Source organism: Micromonospora sp. WMMD1274, assembly GCF_049179035.1.
GTDB lineage: Bacteria > Actinomycetota > Actinomycetes > Mycobacteriales > Micromonosporaceae > Micromonospora > Micromonospora tulbaghiae.
In genome coordinates this window covers 1,340,289-1,356,358 of sequence record NZ_JBMHMG010000001.1, presented here as the reverse complement: position 1 = coordinate 1,356,358, position 16,070 = coordinate 1,340,289, and the positions used below count along the sequence as shown (strand labels likewise).

At 73.0% G+C, this 16,070-nt stretch carries 14 protein-coding genes; 9 read left to right on the top strand and 5 right to left on the bottom strand.

The window, feature by feature from the left end:
• Positions 1-13 precede the first annotated feature (13 nt).
• Together ACN27D_RS05810 and ACN27D_RS05805 are read right to left on the bottom strand one after the other, a co-directional pair.
• A complete protein-coding gene (locus tag ACN27D_RS05810; protein WP_091421647.1) occupies positions 14-661 on the bottom strand; it encodes a C39 family peptidase in 648 nt (215 codons plus the stop codon).
• 773 nt (positions 662-1,434) lie between these two features.
• Positions 1,435-3,303, bottom strand: coding sequence for a family 20 glycosylhydrolase (locus ACN27D_RS05805; protein ID WP_421498698.1), 1,869 nt, complete (start codon positions 3,301-3,303; stop codon positions 1,435-1,437).
• Positions 3,304-3,613: 310 nt separating this feature from the next.
• On the opposite strand from ACN27D_RS05805, the gene ppdK reads away from it, so the two are divergent.
• The 9 genes from ppdK (at position 3,614) to ACN27D_RS05760 (ending at position 13,663) form a co-directional block, all read left to right on the top strand.
• Positions 3,614-6,322, top strand: a complete 2,709-nt coding sequence (gene ppdK, locus ACN27D_RS05800) for a pyruvate, phosphate dikinase (RefSeq protein WP_121684108.1) — start codon at positions 3,614-3,616, stop codon at positions 6,320-6,322.
• A gap of 117 nt (positions 6,323-6,439) precedes the next feature.
• The gene (locus ACN27D_RS05795) at positions 6,440-6,793 is read left to right on the top strand and encodes a VOC family protein (protein WP_120568537.1); all 354 of its coding nucleotides are present in this window, start codon (positions 6,440-6,442) and stop codon (positions 6,791-6,793) included.
• A 106-nt stretch (positions 6,794-6,899) separates the two neighbouring features.
• A complete protein-coding gene (locus tag ACN27D_RS05790; RefSeq protein WP_421498697.1) occupies positions 6,900-8,126 on the top strand; it encodes a deoxyguanosinetriphosphate triphosphohydrolase in 1,227 nt (408 codons plus the stop codon).
• Between the two features lie 39 nt (positions 8,127-8,165).
• On the top strand, positions 8,166-9,002 hold the full coding sequence (locus tag ACN27D_RS05785; RefSeq protein WP_421498696.1) for a siderophore-interacting protein: 837 nt from the start codon (positions 8,166-8,168) through the stop codon (positions 9,000-9,002).
• A gap of 71 nt (positions 9,003-9,073) precedes the next feature.
• On the top strand, positions 9,074-10,048 hold the full coding sequence (locus tag ACN27D_RS05780) for an ABC transporter ATP-binding protein (protein ID WP_421498695.1): 975 nt from the start codon (positions 9,074-9,076) through the stop codon (positions 10,046-10,048).
• Positions 10,045-10,896 (top strand): ABC transporter permease, encoded by an 852-nt coding sequence (locus ACN27D_RS05775; RefSeq protein WP_421498694.1) that lies wholly within the window; start codon positions 10,045-10,047, stop codon positions 10,894-10,896. Before ACN27D_RS05780 ends, ACN27D_RS05775 begins: the two co-directional genes overlap by 4 nt.
• Positions 10,897-10,906: 10 nt before the next feature.
• Complete coding sequence (locus ACN27D_RS05770) at positions 10,907-11,152, top strand: helix-turn-helix transcriptional regulator (protein ID WP_013287928.1); 246 nt, start codon at positions 10,907-10,909, stop codon at positions 11,150-11,152.
• A gap of 73 nt (positions 11,153-11,225) precedes the next feature.
• A complete protein-coding gene (gene dnaG / locus ACN27D_RS05765; protein WP_121684103.1) occupies positions 11,226-13,121 on the top strand; it encodes a DNA primase in 1,896 nt (631 codons plus the stop codon).
• The gene (locus tag ACN27D_RS05760; RefSeq protein WP_357825491.1) at positions 13,121-13,663 is read left to right on the top strand and encodes a hypothetical protein; all 543 of its coding nucleotides are present in this window, start codon (positions 13,121-13,123) and stop codon (positions 13,661-13,663) included. The genes dnaG and ACN27D_RS05760 overlap by 1 nt, the downstream gene beginning before the upstream one ends.
• 30 nt (positions 13,664-13,693) lie before the next feature.
• Here ACN27D_RS05760 and ACN27D_RS05755 read toward each other — a convergent pair whose 3' ends face one another.
• Genes ACN27D_RS05755 through ACN27D_RS05745 form a run of 3 tightly spaced genes read right to left on the bottom strand, consistent with a single transcriptional unit; the run spans position 13,694 to position 15,999 of the window.
• Positions 13,694-14,251, bottom strand: coding sequence for a TetR/AcrR family transcriptional regulator (locus ACN27D_RS05755; RefSeq protein WP_358172305.1), 558 nt, complete (start codon positions 14,249-14,251; stop codon positions 13,694-13,696).
• Positions 14,248-15,039 carry an ABC transporter permease gene (locus ACN27D_RS05750; protein ID WP_421498693.1) on the bottom strand — a complete coding sequence of 264 codons (792 nt, stop codon included), beginning with the start codon at positions 15,037-15,039 and terminating at the stop codon, positions 14,248-14,250. Before ACN27D_RS05750 ends, ACN27D_RS05755 begins: the two co-directional genes overlap by 4 nt.
• Before the next feature lie 36 nt (positions 15,040-15,075).
• Positions 15,076-15,999, bottom strand: a complete 924-nt coding sequence (locus tag ACN27D_RS05745) for an ATP-binding cassette domain-containing protein (RefSeq protein ID WP_421498692.1) — start codon at positions 15,997-15,999, stop codon at positions 15,076-15,078.
• Positions 16,000-16,070: the final 71 nt, after the last annotated feature.

The window sequence follows — 16,070 nt, the reverse complement described above, 5'->3', positions numbered from 1 at the left end:
CTGTGCCGATGTGTCAGGAGCTGTAGCCGCGGCTGGCGATCCAGTGCGCCAGGGCGTCCACGTCCATCCGGTACGAGGCCTGGTCCGGGTTCGCCGAGTCGGCGATCGTCACGACCTTGCCGCCGTCGCGGTAGCCGACCACGCTGATGTAGTGGCCACCCTCGAACGAGTGGGTGTTGCCGTCGGTGTCGGTCGCAGTGCCGGCGATGTTCGCCACCACGGCCCGGCCGTCGTCCACCGTGCGCACCACGTCGGCGCGCAGCTTCTCCACCTTCTCACCGGCCTTGTCCACCGGGATCTCGGTCGACTTGTAGACGTCCTTGCCGGTCTCCTTGTTCAGCACCGGGGTGATGTCGTTGATGGAGTTGGTGCCGTCCTCGGTGGTGCCCATCTCCTCGGCCATGGCGTGCACGTCGATGTTCTTGCCCTGCACACTCAGCGCGTTACGGGCCGCGGCCGGGCCACAGAAGTAGAAGTTCGGCTGCGCCTCGTAGCGCACGCCCAGCTCACGCTCGCCGTGCTTGCGGTCGTTGGTGACGACCTGGGCGGCGCGCTCGGCCGGGGTGGCCTGGGCGGCGATGGCGGGGCCGGCGATGCCACCAGCGGTGGCGGCGATACCGGCGACGGTCAGAGCGGTCTTGCGCAGCAGAGTGGTAGCCATGATCAGTTGCCTCTCTGTCGGGGGTACGCGGCGATGGGGGATGCCGCGAAGAAAGATCAGGTGACCCGGTACGTGCGTCGGGCCGGCGGCTCGTCCGGGCGGCCAGGGGGTTGGCCTGCTCCGGCGGCTCGGGGATGTAACGACCGGGGGTCCGGGGTCATTCCCGGGGGCGCTGCCCGGCGGTGGGGCCGGATCGGCAGGCGCTGTCGGCCTGCTCGGCGGCTCCGGGGATGTAACGACCGGCGTCCCGGCCAGATTCCCGGCCCGTCGGGCGGGCGGTCGGCGGGTGCGGCGCGGTCTGCCATGTACAACGCCCCGCACCCACCCCCGATTCCACCCCACCGGTGACCCCGACCACCCCGAACCCGGACACCCACCCCACCCGGGCCCGCCCCGACACCAGACCCCGGCCGCTCCGGGTCCGCCCGGCCCTCGGGCAAGGCCCAACCCTTCGTCGATCAAGGAGTTTGTGTCCGTCTGGGGCCTCGCGCCCGACACAAACTCCTTGATCAACGCTGCGATGAGAGGAGGAGTGGGGTCCCCGGATCCCACTCGGCGCCCGAGTTACGAGGGCTAGGCCCGGGTCGGCTTCGAGATCTTGGTACGTCCGCGCCCCTCCGAGGGCCGTTTCGCACAAGATCTCGCGCTCGGGCGTGCGGATCGGTGCGTCGATCATGAGGTTGGCGGCAGTTGATGTCCGGTTTGTCGCCGTCAACCTCATGATCGACCCAGCGAGGGCGAGGGCGAGGGCGAGGGCGATGGCTGGGGCGGGGTCAGGGGATGGTGGGGGTGGGGGTGGGGGTGGGCTGGGTGGGGATCTGGGCTGGGGTTTTGGGGGGCCAGGGGAGTTCGGGGGAGGGGTGGAAGGTGATGCCGGCGGTGGTCCAGCGCGGGCCCTGGGCGGCCAGCCGGCTGCGGAACCGGGACCAGTCGTGCGTCTCGCGGGGTGACCAGCCGAGTTCGGCGACGGCGGGCAGGCGCGGGAAGAGCATGAACTCGACCTCGGCGATCGTCGTGACCGACTCGGTCCACAGCGGCGCCTCCACGCCCAGCACCGCCTCGGCCGGCACACCCCGCACGTGCGTGGCCGGATCCCACTCGTACGCGCGGCGCACGTCGATCAGACCGGCCCAGTCGTGTCCGATCGGGGTGTCCGGGGCGTACTTCATGTCCAGGTACGCGTGGTTGCCGGGGGAGAGGATCAGCCGGGCGCCCCGGCGTACCGCGTCGGCGGTCTCCGGGTCGTCACCGTTCGTGCCCCACCACTGCAGGACGCGCCCGTCGACGTGTTCGGCCGGGGCGAGCTGGTGCCAGCCGACGACTGTCTTGCCGGTGGCGGCGACCAGCCGCTGCGCCCGCGCCACGAACGCGCGGTAGCTGTCGGCGGGCACCTTGAACGCCTCGTCGCCGCCGAGGTGCAGCCACGGCCCGGGCGTCAGCGCGGCCACCTCGCCGACCACGTCCGCGACGAAGGCGTACGTCCGCTCGTCGGCGGGGTCGACGAAGCTGAACCCGACCTCGGTGCCGGTGTACGGCGGCGGCGCGACCTTGCCGGGCGCCAGTTCCGGGTACGCGACCAGCGCCGCGTTGGTGTGGCCCGGCAGGTCGATCTCGGGCACCACTGTGACGTGGCGGCGGGCGGCGTACGCGACGACGCGGCGGTAGTCGTCCCGGGTGTACCAGCCGCCCGGGCCGTCCCCGACAGCGGTCGCGCCGCCGACCTCGGTGAGCCGGGGCCAGGAGTCGACGGCGATCCGCCAGCCCTGGTCGTCGGTGAGGTGCAGGTGCAGGTGGTTGAGCTTGTAGCGGGCCAGGTGGTCGACCACCCGCAGCACGTCCTCGACCGGGAAGAAGTGGCGGGCGACGTCGAGCATGGCGCCCCGGTAGGGGAAGCGCGGCCGGTCGACGATCGTGCCGCCGGGCACCGCCCAGCGCACCACGACAGGGGCCGGGCTCTCGATCGGCGCGGGTAGCAGCTGCCGCAGCGTCTGCGCGCCGTGGAACAGCCCGGCCGGGGTGCCGGCGGTGATCCGGACGCCGCCGGCGGTCACATCGAGGCGGTAGCCCTCGTCCCCGAGCCCGGCGTCGTCCGGCCCGGCGGTGCGGGCCGTCGCGCCGGACGGCTCGCCGCCCGCCACATCAGCCGCCTCCCGGCCCGTGGACGCCGGCCCGGACGCGACCGCGCCGCTCGGCACGGCGGCGTCCGCCGGGGACAGCGTGAGCGTCAGCGGGCCGCCCTCGGTGGTGTCGGCGACCGGGAGCGGGAAGCCGGTGGCCGGGCGCAGCCAGCCGGCGAGCTGTTCGGCGACGTCCCGCGCGGTGGGGCTGACCCGCAGCACCGCGTCCGCGCTCAGCGTGAAGTCGCCGGCCGGGTCCGGGAGCACCTGCCCGGGTGCCGGCACCACGTCGCCCAGCCGGACCGCCGCCGGTCCGGCGAGCGTCCCGGCGGCCCGGCCCGCGGCGACCCGGGCCAGCTCGGCCGCGGGCGCCGGCACACCGGGCAGCCCTTCACCAGGGGTCGGCAACGAAGCCGCGGACGGCGCCGAAGCCGTGTACGGCGGAACTGCGCCGGAGGACGGGCTGGTGGGGCGGGTGTCGGTCGGCTCCGGCCCGGTCTCCGGGGCGGCGGGGTTGGTCTGCACGGCGACGACTCCGAGGGTGTATTCGCGCGGGATATGGCAAAGGTCAGGTTCCGCGAGATGCAGTGACGTCAAGAGTACGAGAGGACTCGGAATTGCGTGATCGTGCTCGTGGAAGCGTTCCCAAAAACCCGTACGAACGCGGATTGTGGTGACCGTTGTGCCGAAAGTCACCGAACGCTCCCAGGTTTCTCGAAACTCGCCTAGCCTTCGCCCCACCGACGCTGACGAGCCGGGATTACCGGTGGTCACTACCGGGGTATGTCCGAACTGAACCTTCGTTAAGTGTCAATGGCGCGCGTGGGAGGCTCTGGTGGCAGCGCACGATCCGGTCGAGCAGAAGTACGTCTACGACTTCGCCGAGGGCAACAAGGATCTCAAGGATCTGCTCGGCGGCAAGGGGGCCAACCTGGCCGAGATGACGAATCTCGGCCTGCCGGTTCCGCCCGGCTTCACGATCACCACAGAGGCCTGCAAGGCGTACCTGACGACCGGGCGCGAGCCGGACGGCCTGGCCGCGCAGATCGAGGCGCACCTGGAGTCGCTGGAGCGCGAGATGGGCCGGCGCCTCGGCGACCCGGACGACCCGCTGCTGGTCTCGGTACGCTCCGGCGCCAAGTTCTCCATGCCGGGCATGATGGAGACCGTCCTCAACGTGGGACTCAACGACCGAAGCGTGGTCGGCCTGAGCAACCAAGCGGGTGGGAACGACAGGTTCGCCTGGGACTCCTACCGGCGACTGATCCAGATGTTCGGCAAGACCGTCTGCGAGGTGCCGGGCGAGGAGTTCGAGCACGCGCTGGACGAGATCAAGCGCGCCAAGGGCACGCACAACGACCTCGACCTGGACGCCGACGACCTGCGCGGGCTGGTCGACGCGTACAAGCAGATCTTCGCCAAGCACACCGGCCGCGAGTTCCCGCAGGAGCCGCGCGAGCAACTCGACCTCGCCATCCGCGCGGTCTTCGACTCGTGGAACGCGGAGCGGGCGATCCTCTACCGCCGGCAGGAGCGCATCCCGGCCGACCTGGGCACCGCCGTCAACGTGGTGACGATGGTCTTCGGCAACCTCGGCCCCGACTCCGGCACCGGCGTCGCGTTCACCCGCGACCCCGGCAGCGGCGCGCAGGGCATCTACGGCGACTACCTCGCCAACGCCCAGGGTGAGGACGTGGTCGCCGGCATCCGCAACACGGTGCCGTTGCAGGAGCTGGAGCAGCTCGACAAGACGTCCTACGACCAGCTGCTCGGCATCATGGCCCGGCTGGAGGAGCACTACAAGGACCTCTGCGACATCGAGTTCACCATCGAGCGCGGCAAGCTCTGGATGCTCCAGACCCGGGTCGGCAAGCGCACCGCCGCCGCCGCGTTCGTCATCGCCGGGCAGCTCGTCGACGAGGGCCTGATCGACCTGGACGAGGCGCTGCACCGGGTCAACGGCGCGCAGCTCGCCCAGCTCATGTTCCCGCGCTTCCAGCTCGACCACGAGTTCGAGCCGGTCGCCAAGGGCATCGGCGCCTCCCCGGGCGCGGCGTCCGGCAAGGTGGTCTTCACCTCGGCGCGCGCGGTCGAGCTGGCCGCCGAGGGCGAATCGGTGATCCTGGTCCGCCGGGAGACCAACCCGGACGACCTCAACGGCATGATCGCCGCCAAGGGCATCCTGACCTCCCGGGGCGGCAAGACCAGCCACGCCGCGGTGGTGGCCCGCGGCATGGGCAAGACCTGCGTCTCCGGCGCCGACGAGCTGGACGTCAACGTGCCGGCGAAGAAGTTCACAGTGGGCGACCACGTGGTGAGCGAGGGCGACGTGGTCTCGATCGACGGCACCACCGGCAAGGTCTACCTCGGCGAGGTGCCGGTCATGCCGTCCGAGGTGGTGCAGTACTTCGAGGGCGAACTCGATCCGGAGAACACCGACGACGCGCTGGTCCGCTCCGTACACCGGATCATGACGCACGCCGACGCCGCGCGGCGGCTGCGGGTCCGCACGAACGCCGACACCGGCGCGGACGCGGCCCGGGCGCGGCGCTTCGGCGCCGAGGGCATCGGCCTGTGCCGCACCGAGCACATGTTCCTCGGTGACCGGCGCGAGCTGGTCGAGCGGCTCATCCTGGCCTCCGGGGAACGGGAGCGGGAGGACGCGCTCGCCGCGCTGCTGCCGCTGCAGCGGGCCGACTTCATCGAGATCTTCCGCGAGATGGACGGCCTGCCGGTCACCGTGCGGCTGATCGACCCGCCGCTGCACGAGTTCCTGCCCCCGCTGGAGCAGCTCGCGGTGAACGTCGCGGTCGCCCAGGAGCGCGGCGAGGACGTCGCCAAGGAGGAGGCGCTGCTCGCCGCCGTGCGGCGGATGCACGAGGAGAACCCGATGCTGGGCCTGCGCGGCGTCCGGCTCGGCCTGGTCATCCCGGGCCTGTTCGCCATGCAGGTCCGCGCGATCGCGGAGGCCGCCGTCGCGGTCGTCCGCGACGGCGGCACGGCCTGCCCGGAGATCATGGTGCCGCTGGTCGGGGCCGTGCAGGAGCTGGAGACGGTACGCGCCGAGGCCGAGCGGATCATCGCCGAGGTGGTCGGGGACAGCGGCGTCGAGGTGCTGATCGGCACGATGATCGAGGTGCCCCGGGCGGCGCTGACCGCCGGGCAGATCGCCGAGGCGGCCGAGTTCTTCTCCTTCGGCACCAACGACCTGACCCAGATGGGCTGGGGCTTCTCCCGCGACGACGTGGAGGGCGCGTTCTTCTGGCGTTACCTGGAGCTGGGCATCTTCGGCATCTCGCCGTTCGAGTCGATCGACACCGACGGCGTCGGCCGGCTGGTCCGCATCGCCGCCGAGGAGGGCCGGGCGGCCCGTCCGGGGCTGAAGCTCGGCGTCTGCGGCGAGCACGGCGGTGACCCGGACTCGGTGCACTTCTTCCACTCCGTCGGGCTGGACTACGTCTCCTGCTCGCCGTTCCGGGTGCCGGTGGCCCGGCTGGAGGCGGGCCGCGCGGCCATCACCACCACGGGTTCGGACTCCCGCTGAGGAGGACGCGGGGTCGCCGGTGCTCGCCGGCGGCCCCGCGTACCGCCCGGCGCGCCTTTCCGGTCTCCTCGGCGTAACCTGAGCTTCCGCCGCGTGTCGATCAGGAGGGGTGTCCACATGACCGCCGTCTGGGAGAACCTGGTAGTCGACGCCCGGGATCCGTCCCGGCTCGCCAGTTGGTGGGCGGAGGCACTCGGCTATCAGGTGATCACCGACAAGCCGGACGAGGTGGAGATCCGCCGGACTCCCGACACGCTGCCCGGTCTCGTCTTCGTCCCGGTCGCCGGGCCGAAGGAGGGGAAGAACCGGCTGCACATCGACCTGCGCCCGGCCGACATGGAGGCCGAGGTGGAGCGCCTGGTCGACATGGGCGCCCGGCACGTCGACATCGGCCAGGGAGACGTGGAGTGGACGGTGCTCGCCGATCCGGAGGGCAACGAGTTCTGCGTGCTCCGGGAGCGCGAGGAGTGAGCCGGTCTTGCGAGCCCCGCAGTCGCGACCTTGGCGGTCCGGGAGCGCGAGGAGTGAGCCGGTCTTGCGAGCCCCGCAGTCGCGACCATCTGCGTATCCGGGAGAAATGAGCGACGCGGCGCGGCTGGTCGACGAGGCGCCCAAGGACACCGGGTACGGCCGGTCGCCGTTCGAGCGGGACCGCGCCCGCGTGCTGCACTCGGCGGCGTTCCGCCGGCTCGCCGCGAAGACGCAGGTGCACACCGCCGGGACGAACGACTTCCTGCGTACCCGGCTGACCCACTCGCTGGAGGTCGCGCAGATCGCCCGCGAGATGGGCGCCCGGCTGGGCTGCGACCCGGACGTGGTGGACACCGCCGGGCTGGCGCACGACCTGGGTCACCCGCCGTTCGGGCACAACGGCGAGTACGCGCTGGACGAGCTGGCCGCCGCCTGCGGCGGATTCGAGGGCAACGCGCAGACGCTGCGGGTGCTCACCCGGCTGGAGGCCAAGGTGTTCACCCCGGACGGGCGCTCGGCCGGGCTGAACCTGACCCGGGCCGCGCTGGACGCGGTCAGCAAGTACCCGTGGCCGCGCCGTCCCGGCGAGCGCAAGTTCGGCGTGTACGCCGACGACCGCCCGATCTTCGACTGGCTGCGCGAGGGCGCCCCGCCCGGCGCCCGGCGCTGCCTGGAGGCCCAGGTGATGGACTGGGCCGACGACGTGGCGTACTCGGTGCACGACGTCGAGGACGGCATCCAGGGCGGGTACGTCGACCTGCGCCCGCTGCTGGCCGACGCGGACGAGCGGCGGGCCCTCTGCGCCGACGTGGCCGCCGCCTACTCCGGTGAGGCGCCGGAGGACCTGGGCGAGGTGCTCGCCGACCTGCTGGCCGATCCGGTGCTCGCGCCGCTGGCCGCGTACGACGGCAGCCACCGCGCCCTCGCCGCGTTGAAGGCAACCACCAGCGTGCTCACCGGCCGGTTCGTGGCCGGCGTGGTGGCCGCCACCGAGCAGCGCCACGGTCCGGGCCCGCACCGCCGCTACGCCGCCGACCTGGAGGTGCCGCGCCGGATCCGGGCGCAGTGCGCGCTGCTCAAGGGCATCGCGCTGCGGTACGTGATGCGCCGTCCCGGCGCCGAGGGCCGCTACGCCCGGCAGCGCGACGTCCTGACCGGGCTGGTCGCGGTGCTGCTGGACCGGGCGCCCGACGCGCTCGACCCGGTGTTCGCGCCGCTGTGGCGGGACGCGGCGGACGACGCCGCGCGGCTGCGCGTGGTGATCGACCAGGTCGCCTCGCTCACCGATCCGGCCGCGCTGGCCTGGCACGCCCGGCTGGTGTCGCCAAGCTGACCGGATCATCCCGACGGAGCTTAGGCTAGCCTAAGCAGCATGACGGATCGCCCGAAGAAGCTCACCGCCGCCACGGTCGTCCGGACCACGCGGCCCACCCCACACCTGATCCGCCTGGTCCTGGGCGGCGCCGAGCTGGCCGGGCTGCCGGTGGGCGCGTACACCGACCACTACGTGAAGTTCGTCTTCCCGCCGGCCGGGGTGACCTACCCGTACCCGGTCGACCTGGCCACGATCAAGCGGGAGTTCCCGGCGGAGCAGTGGCCGCGCCTGCGGGCGTACACGGTCCGGGCCTGGGACGCCGCGGCCGGTGAGATGACAGTGGACGTGGTGCACCACGGCGACGAGGGTCTGGCCGGTCCGTGGGCGGCGGCGCTGCGTCCGGGCGACCGGGTGTTGTTCGCCGGGCCGGGCGGCGCGTACGCGCCGGACCCGGCCGCCGACTGGCACCTGCTGGCGGGTGACGAGAGCGCGCTGCCGGCCATCGCCGCCGCGCTGGAACGGCTGCCGGCGGGCGCGGCCGCCAAGGTGTACGTCGAGGTCGCCGGCCCGGCCGACGAGCTGCCCCTGACCAGCGCGGGCGAGGTCGAGGTGTGCTGGCTGCACCGGGACGGGCGCCCGTACGGCGAGCCGCTGGTCGAGGCGGTCCGGGCGCTGGAGTTCCCGCCCGGCCGGGTGCACGCGTTCGTGCACGGCGAGGCCGGGGCGATGAAGGAGCTGCGCCGGCTGCTGCGCGTCGAGCGCGGCGTGCCCCGGGGCGACCTGTCCATCTCCGGTTACTGGCGGCGCGGCATGGACGACGAGGGCTGGCGGTCCACCAAGCCGGCCTGGAACGCCGCCGTGGAGGCCGAGGAGGCCGCCGCCGTCGTGTCCTGACGACTCCCACTGCGCGTCCCGCGGTGAGTGGGTGTACCCCGGAATGTAGTAGAGGTGCTACATTCCGAGGCATGACTGCGGTCGAACTCCCGGGGTCCGTCGCGTCCCCCCGACCTCCCGACGAGGATCTCGTCCTCGACGTGCGGGATCTGCGTATGCGCTACGGCGCCGTCGACGTGCTGCACGGCGTCGACCTGACCGCCCGGCGGGGCGAGGTGGTGGCGCTGCTCGGGCCCAACGGCGCGGGCAAGACCACCACCATCGAGATCCTCGAAGGCTTCCGGGTGCCCTCGGCCGGCACGGTCCGGGTGCTCGGCGCCGACCCGGCGCGCGGCGACGAGCGGTGGCGCGCGCGGCTGGGCGTGGTGCTCCAGTCCTGGCGCGACCACGGCAAGTGGCGGGTGCGGGAGCTGCTGGCCCACCTCGGCGACTTCTACGCGCCGTACGCGACCGACCGGATCCCGCGCCCGTGGCCGGTCGACGAACTGCTGGAGACGGTGGGGCTGACCGCGCACGCCGGCAGCCGGGTGGCCCGGCTCTCCGGTGGTCAGCGCCGCCGGCTCGACGTCGCGGTCGGCATCGTCGGCCGGCCGGAACTGCTGTTCCTGGACGAGCCCACAGTCGGCTTCGACCCGGCCGCCCGGCGCGAGTTCCACGAGCTGGTGCACCGCCTGGCCGACCTGGACGAGACCACCATCGTGCTGACCACGCACGACCTGGCCGAGGCGGAGAAGCTGGCCGACCGCATCCTCATCCTGGCCGGTGGCCGGATCATCGCCGAGGGCTCGCCCGACCAGCTCGCCCGGCGCGTCGCGGGGGACGCCGAGGTGCGCTGGACCCGCGACGGCGAGCGGTACGTGCACGCCACCGCCGACGCCACCGCGTTCCTGCGCGACCTGCTCCGCGAGCACGGCGACCGGGTACGCGAGCTGGAGGTGCGCCGGGCCAGCCTGGAGGACGCGTACCTGGCGCTGGTGCACGAGGAGGAGACCGGCATCCGTACCGGCCGGGCCGAGCGGGTGTGGCAGCAGGAGGCGAACCGATGAACCCGACCACCAACGCGCTGCGGGCCGGGCTGCGGCGCGGCGTGATCGAGCTGCGCGCGACGTTCACCAACGGCCAGGATCTCTGGACCTACTTCTTCCCCACAGTCGTGCTGCTGATCGCCGTGTTCTGGATGCGCGGCTCGACCGTGCCGGGCACCGACTTCTCGCTCGGCGCCCGTACGCTGCCCAGCGCGCTCGGCATGGGCCTGCTCTTCGGTGGTCTGCTCGGGCTGGCCAACCAGCTCGTCATCGACCGGGAGGACGGCACGCTGCTGCGCGCCAAGGCCATTCCGGACGGCATGCTCGGCTACCTGGTCGGCAAGATCGTCCTGGTCTCGGCGGTCGCGCTGATCGGCGTGGTCATCCAGCTCACGCCCGGGCTGTTCTTCCTCGACGGGCTGCGGCTCGGTGACCCCGGCGCCTGGCTCACGCTGGCCTGGGTGGTGCCGCTCGGGCTGGTGGCGACGCTGCCGCTGGGCGCGGTGATCGGCTCGCTGGTGGAGAACCCGCGCAACATGGGCCTGGTGGTGATGCCGATCTTCGGTCTCATCGCGCTGTCCGGCATCTTCTACCCGATCAATGGCCTGCCCGGCTGGCTCCAGGGCGTCGCCCAGGTCTTCCCGCTCTACTGGCTAGGCTTGGGCATGCGCTCGGCGCTGCTCCCGGGCGACCTGGCGGCTGTCGAACTCGGCGGCTCCTGGCGGCACCTGGAGACGGTCGGCGTGCTCGGCTCCTGGGCGGTGCTCGGGCTCGTGCTGGCCCCGGTGGTGCTGCGCCGGATGGCCCGCCGGGAGTCCGGCTCGCGGGTCGCGGCCCGGCGGGAGCGGGCCATGCAGCGGGTCGGATGAGAGGGCGTCGATGAGCGAGACCGTGCACAACCGCATCGCGGTGCTGCGCGCCGAACGGGGCATCTCCCGGCGGCAACTGGCCGACGCGCTCGGTGTGCATTACCAGACCGTCGGTTACCTGGAGCGCGGCGAGTTCCGGCCCAGCCTGCACCTGGCGCTGCGCATCGCCGCGTACTTCGAGGTGCCGGTCGAGGTGGTCTTCTCGATCGAGCCGTTCCCGCGCATCGGCGACCCCGCGGCGGCCCGCTCGGCCTGAGCCGGCGGGGACGGGCGTGGTCGGCCACACGCCCGTCCCCCCGGCCGCCGGAACGTCGGTCCGGCAGGGCAGGATGTACGCCGAGGGGGTGGCGGTCATGGCGGGGCGGATCCGGGACGAGGACATCGCGCTGGTCCGCGAGCGCACCGCCATCGCGGACGTCATCTCCGAGGTGGTGACGCTCAAGTCGGCCGGTGGCGGCAACCTCAAGGGGTTGTGCCCCTTCCACGACGAGAAGAGCCCGTCGTTCAACGTCTCGCCCGCCCGCAACGTGTTCTACTGCTTCGGCTGCGGCGTCGGCGGCGACGCGATCAAGTTCCTGATGGACGCCGAGCACCTCAGCTTCGTCGAGTCGGTCGAACGGCTGGCGGCCCGCGCCGGCATCCAGTTGCGCTACGTCGAGGACGACCGGTCCGCGCCGCGTACCCGGCCGCAGCAGGGGCAGCGGCAGCGCCTGGTGGCCGCGCACGCCGCCGCCGTCGAGTTCTACCGGGCCCAGCTCACCACCGCCGGCGCCCGCCCGGCCCGCGAGTTCCTCGCCGGGCGCGGCTTCGACCGGGCCGCCGCCGAGCGGTACGGCTGCGGCTTCGCCCCCGACGGGTGGGACCTGCTCACCAAGCACCTGCGCCAGCAGGGCTTCACCCACGACGAGCTGGTCACCGCCGGCCTGTCCCGCCCGGCCCGCTCCGGCTCGCTGATCGACCGGTTCCGCCGCCGCCTGATGTGGCCGATCCGGGACATCACCGGCGACGTGATCGGCTTCGGCGCCCGCAAGCTCTTCGACGACGACGACGGCCCGAAATACCTCAACACCCCCGAGACGCCGCTCTACAAGAAGTCGCACGTGCTCTACGGCATCGACCAGGCCAAGCGGGAGATCGCCAAGCAGGGCAAGGTGGTGGTGGTCGAGGGCTACACCGACGTGATGGCCTGCCACCTCGCCGACGTGCCGACGGCGGTGGCGACCTGCGGCACGGCGTTCGGCGGCGACCACATCTCGGTGCTGCGCCGGGTGCTGTTCGACAGCGACGAGCGGGCCGGCGAGATCATCTTCACCTTCGACGGCGACGCGGCCGGCCAGAAGGCCGCGTTGCGCGCCTTCGAGGACGACCAGCGCTTCGTCGGGCGCACCTTCATCGCGGTCAGCCCCGACAACATGGACCCGTGCGAGCTGCGCCTGGCAAAGGGCGACCTGGCCGTACGCGACCTGGTGGCCCGCCGCGAGCCGCTGGTGGACTTCGCGCTCCGGCACGTGATCAACCGGTTCGACCTGGACACCGTCGACGGCCGCGTCGAGGCGATGCGCCGCGCCGCGCCGCTGGTGGCGAAGATCAAGGACCGGGAGAAGCGCCCGGAGTACGTACGCAAGCTCGCCGGTGACCTCGGCATGGAGATCGAGCCGGTGCAGCGTGCGGTGCTGGCCGCCGCGCACGGGCCGCAGGCCGGTGGCGCGCCCGCCGCACCCGCCCGCTCCGGCCCGGCCGCGCCGGCTGTGGACAGCCCACGCTCCATGGTGGAGCGGGAGGCGCTGAAGCTGGCGCTGCAGGAGCCGGTCCTGGCCGGCCCGATGTTCGACGCGGTCGAGGCGACCGACTACCAGCACCCGGTGCACGTGGCGGTACGCGCCGCCGTGGCCGCCGCCGGCGGCGCGTCCGGCGCGACCGGCGGCGCGGTGTGGATCGAGCGGGTCCGCGACGCCTGCGACGACCTGGCCGGGCAGGCGCTGGTCGGTGAGCTGGCGGTGGAGCCGTTGCGCATCGACGGTGAGCCCGACCCGAGGTACGTCTCGATCACCATGGCCCGGCTCCAGTGGAGTTCGGTCACCGGCCGCATCCGTGACCTGAAGTCGAAGATCCAGCGGATCAACCCGGTGAGCAACAAGGACGAGTACTTCGCCCTGTTCGGAGAACTGCTCTCGCTGGAACAGCACGCACGGGCACTGCGCGAGCAGGCCGCCGGAGGTTTGTGATGGGTCTGTTCAACCGCCGGCCGAAACTGCCGTCGGCCGACCGGCCGCCGCTGGCCACCGACGAGCGTGTTCTCGCCTGGGCCGCGGCCGGCACCGGCGAGGGCGGCAACGACGGCGTGCTGGTCGCCAGCAACCGCGGGCTCTGGCTGCCCGGCCGGGTGGACCGTCTCGGCTGGCACGACATCCTCAAGGCGGTGTGGTCCGGCCGGGAGCTGACTGTCACCCCGGCCGAGCCGGTCGCCGAGCACGACGGCTACCTGGTGGTCGCGGACGGCCTCCCCGAGACGTACCTGCTCGTCGACCCGGGTGACCTGCCGCACCAGGTCCGGGCCCGGGTCACCGGCTCGGTGGCGTACACCTCGCACCACGAGGTGCCCGGCGGCTCCGGGCGGATCGCGGCCCGGCGGGTGTCCGGGGTCGACGGTCTGACCTGGACGGTCCGCTACGACCCGGGGACGCCGGCCGACGACGAGGCGGTGACCGCCGAGACCGCCCGGCTGGTTGCGGCGGCGCGCGCCGCCACCGCCCCCGCCGACGCCTGAGGTCTACATCTTCAGGACGTCGTCCTTGGTTCAGGCACGTGGGCGGGCACCGTCGAGGAAGAGCGCGACGACCCGGGCGGGTCCGGTCTCGTCGGTGAGGTCGGCCGCGCGGGCCAGGTGCAGGAACGCGTTCATCAGGAACTCCGGGTCGCCGGTGACGGCGCCCTCGGCCTTCGCGTCGGCGAAGAACCGGGTCACCGGCTCCAGCATCAGCGCGACGTAGAGGCCCGACACGTGCTCGCTGGTCCCGGCGGAGACGATCGGCAGCGTGTCGTAGATGCGCTGCTCGAACGTGATCGCGTCGCCGTGCTGCCCGGCGGCGACGGCGGCGAGCGCGTGCAGCCGGTGCGTCACGTCGCCGGGCTCGGCCAGCGCCGCCGCGATCCGGCCGCCGACGTCCCGGATGTACCGTTCCGCAACCGCGATGTACAGGTCCTCCTTGCCGCCGGGGAAGTGGTGGTAGATGGACGGCTTCTGGATGCCGACGCTGCGGCCCACGCCGACCAGGGAGATGCCCTGGTAGCCGGTCGCGGCGAGCTGCTCGGCGAAGGCGTCCATGATCTGGGTGCGGGTGTCGGTGGGGCTCATCGGTTCTTCCTCGCGTGGTGGAGGGCGAGCGCGCAGGCGGCGGTTCCGGCCACGGCGAGGACGGCGACCGCCGTGACGCCGGCCGGAGCCGCGGTGAGCGACGCGTCGCCGCCGAGCTGGCGGGCGGTGTCGACGATATAGGTGAGCGGGTTGACGGTGGCGATCACCCGCATCCAGCCGGCGAGCCGGTCGACCGGCGCGAACACGCCGGTGAAGAACGACAGGCCGAACACGGCGAGCGTGACCAGGTTCGTGGCCGACGCCGAGGCCGACCGGATCGCGAGCGCCATGCTCAGCAGCGCGACACCGAGGCCCAGCGCCAGCATCAGCAGCAGCATCGCGGCGACTCCGGACCAGCTCGCCGGCCGGTAGCCGATCAGCGCGGCCCCGGCGATCGTCACCGCCATCTGGAGGACGACGGCGACCAGCGCGGCCACGAGCGGCCCGACGAGGAACGGTGTGGTGGTGCCGTGGGCGAGCCGGAGGCGGTCGAGGTAGCCGCTGGTGATGTCGCCCAGCACCAGCGTGCCGGCGGCGCCCGCGCCGGTGGCGACGCCGGTGAGCAGGATCAGCGGCAGCAGGAACGCGATGAAGCTCGTGCCGTCCAGGTAGGTGCTGCCCACGGCGTCGAGTTGCCCGGCGTAGACGAGCAGGAAGAACAGGGACTGGGCGACGGGGGCGACGAGCAGCGCGGGCGTACGGAGCACGGCACGCGTGGAGCGTCTGATCGCCGCGAGGACGACCGGGGCCGGGGAGCGGCGGGGCGGGGCGACTGCCAGCGGGAGCACGGGTTCGGGGCCTTTCGGGGTGCGGTGGGTCACGCCTCAGCGGGCGGCGAGGGCGACGAAGACGTCGTCGAGGGAGGGCTCGGCGAGGTGCAGCCGGGTGATGTCGGCGGCGGCGTCTCCGGCCTCGGTCAGGGCCTTCGCCAGGGCACGCGGGTCGTCGGGCACGCTGAGGCGTACCCGGTCCGGGCGGTCGGGGTCGGCGCGGAACCCGGCCTCGGACGCGGCGGCGAACGCGGCAGCGGCGGCGGCGCCGGACAGGTCGAGCGTGAGCGTACGGGCGCCGACGCGCTGCTTCAGCGACGCCGGCGGGCCCTGGGCGACCACCCGGCCGTCCCGGAGCACCGCGATGTCGGTGGCGAGCACGTCCGCCTCGTGCAGGTCCTGGGTCGAGATGAGCAGCGAGGTGCCGGCCTGGTTGAGGCGGGTCAGCTCGGTCCAGAAGTCGATGCGCGCGAGCGGGTCCAGGCCGGTGGTCGGCTCGTCCAGGATCACCACGGCGGGCTCGGCGACGAGCGCCACGGCCAGGTCCAGCTTGCGGCGGGTGCCGCCGGAGAGCTCGGCGACCCGGGTCGAGCGGTGCTCGCCCAGGCCGAACAGGTCGACCAGTTCGCGCGTACGGCGGGCCCGCTCGCGGCGGCCGAGCCCGAGTGCGACGCCCTGGAGGTCGAGCACCTCGGTGGGGGTGGCGAGCGGGTCCAGGGCGTTGCACTGCGGCGCGAGGCCGATCAGGCGCCGGGCGTCCCGCGCCTGCGTGGCGGTGTCGAAGCCGCCGACGCGTACCGAGCCGGACGTCGGGGTGCGCAGCGTCGCGATGATCTCCAGCAGCGTGGACTTGCCGGCGCCGTTGTGGCCGAGCACGACGAACCGGCTGCCCGGCGCGACGGTCAGGTCGAGCGCACGCAGGGCGTGGCGCGTTCCGTAGGTCTTGGTCAGGGCGGTGGCGAGCACGAGCGGGGTCATGCCCACCACCCTACCGACCGGTCGGTAGGGGAGCCAAATCCGGTTGTCGCCCTGCCCACCCACCGTTAGCG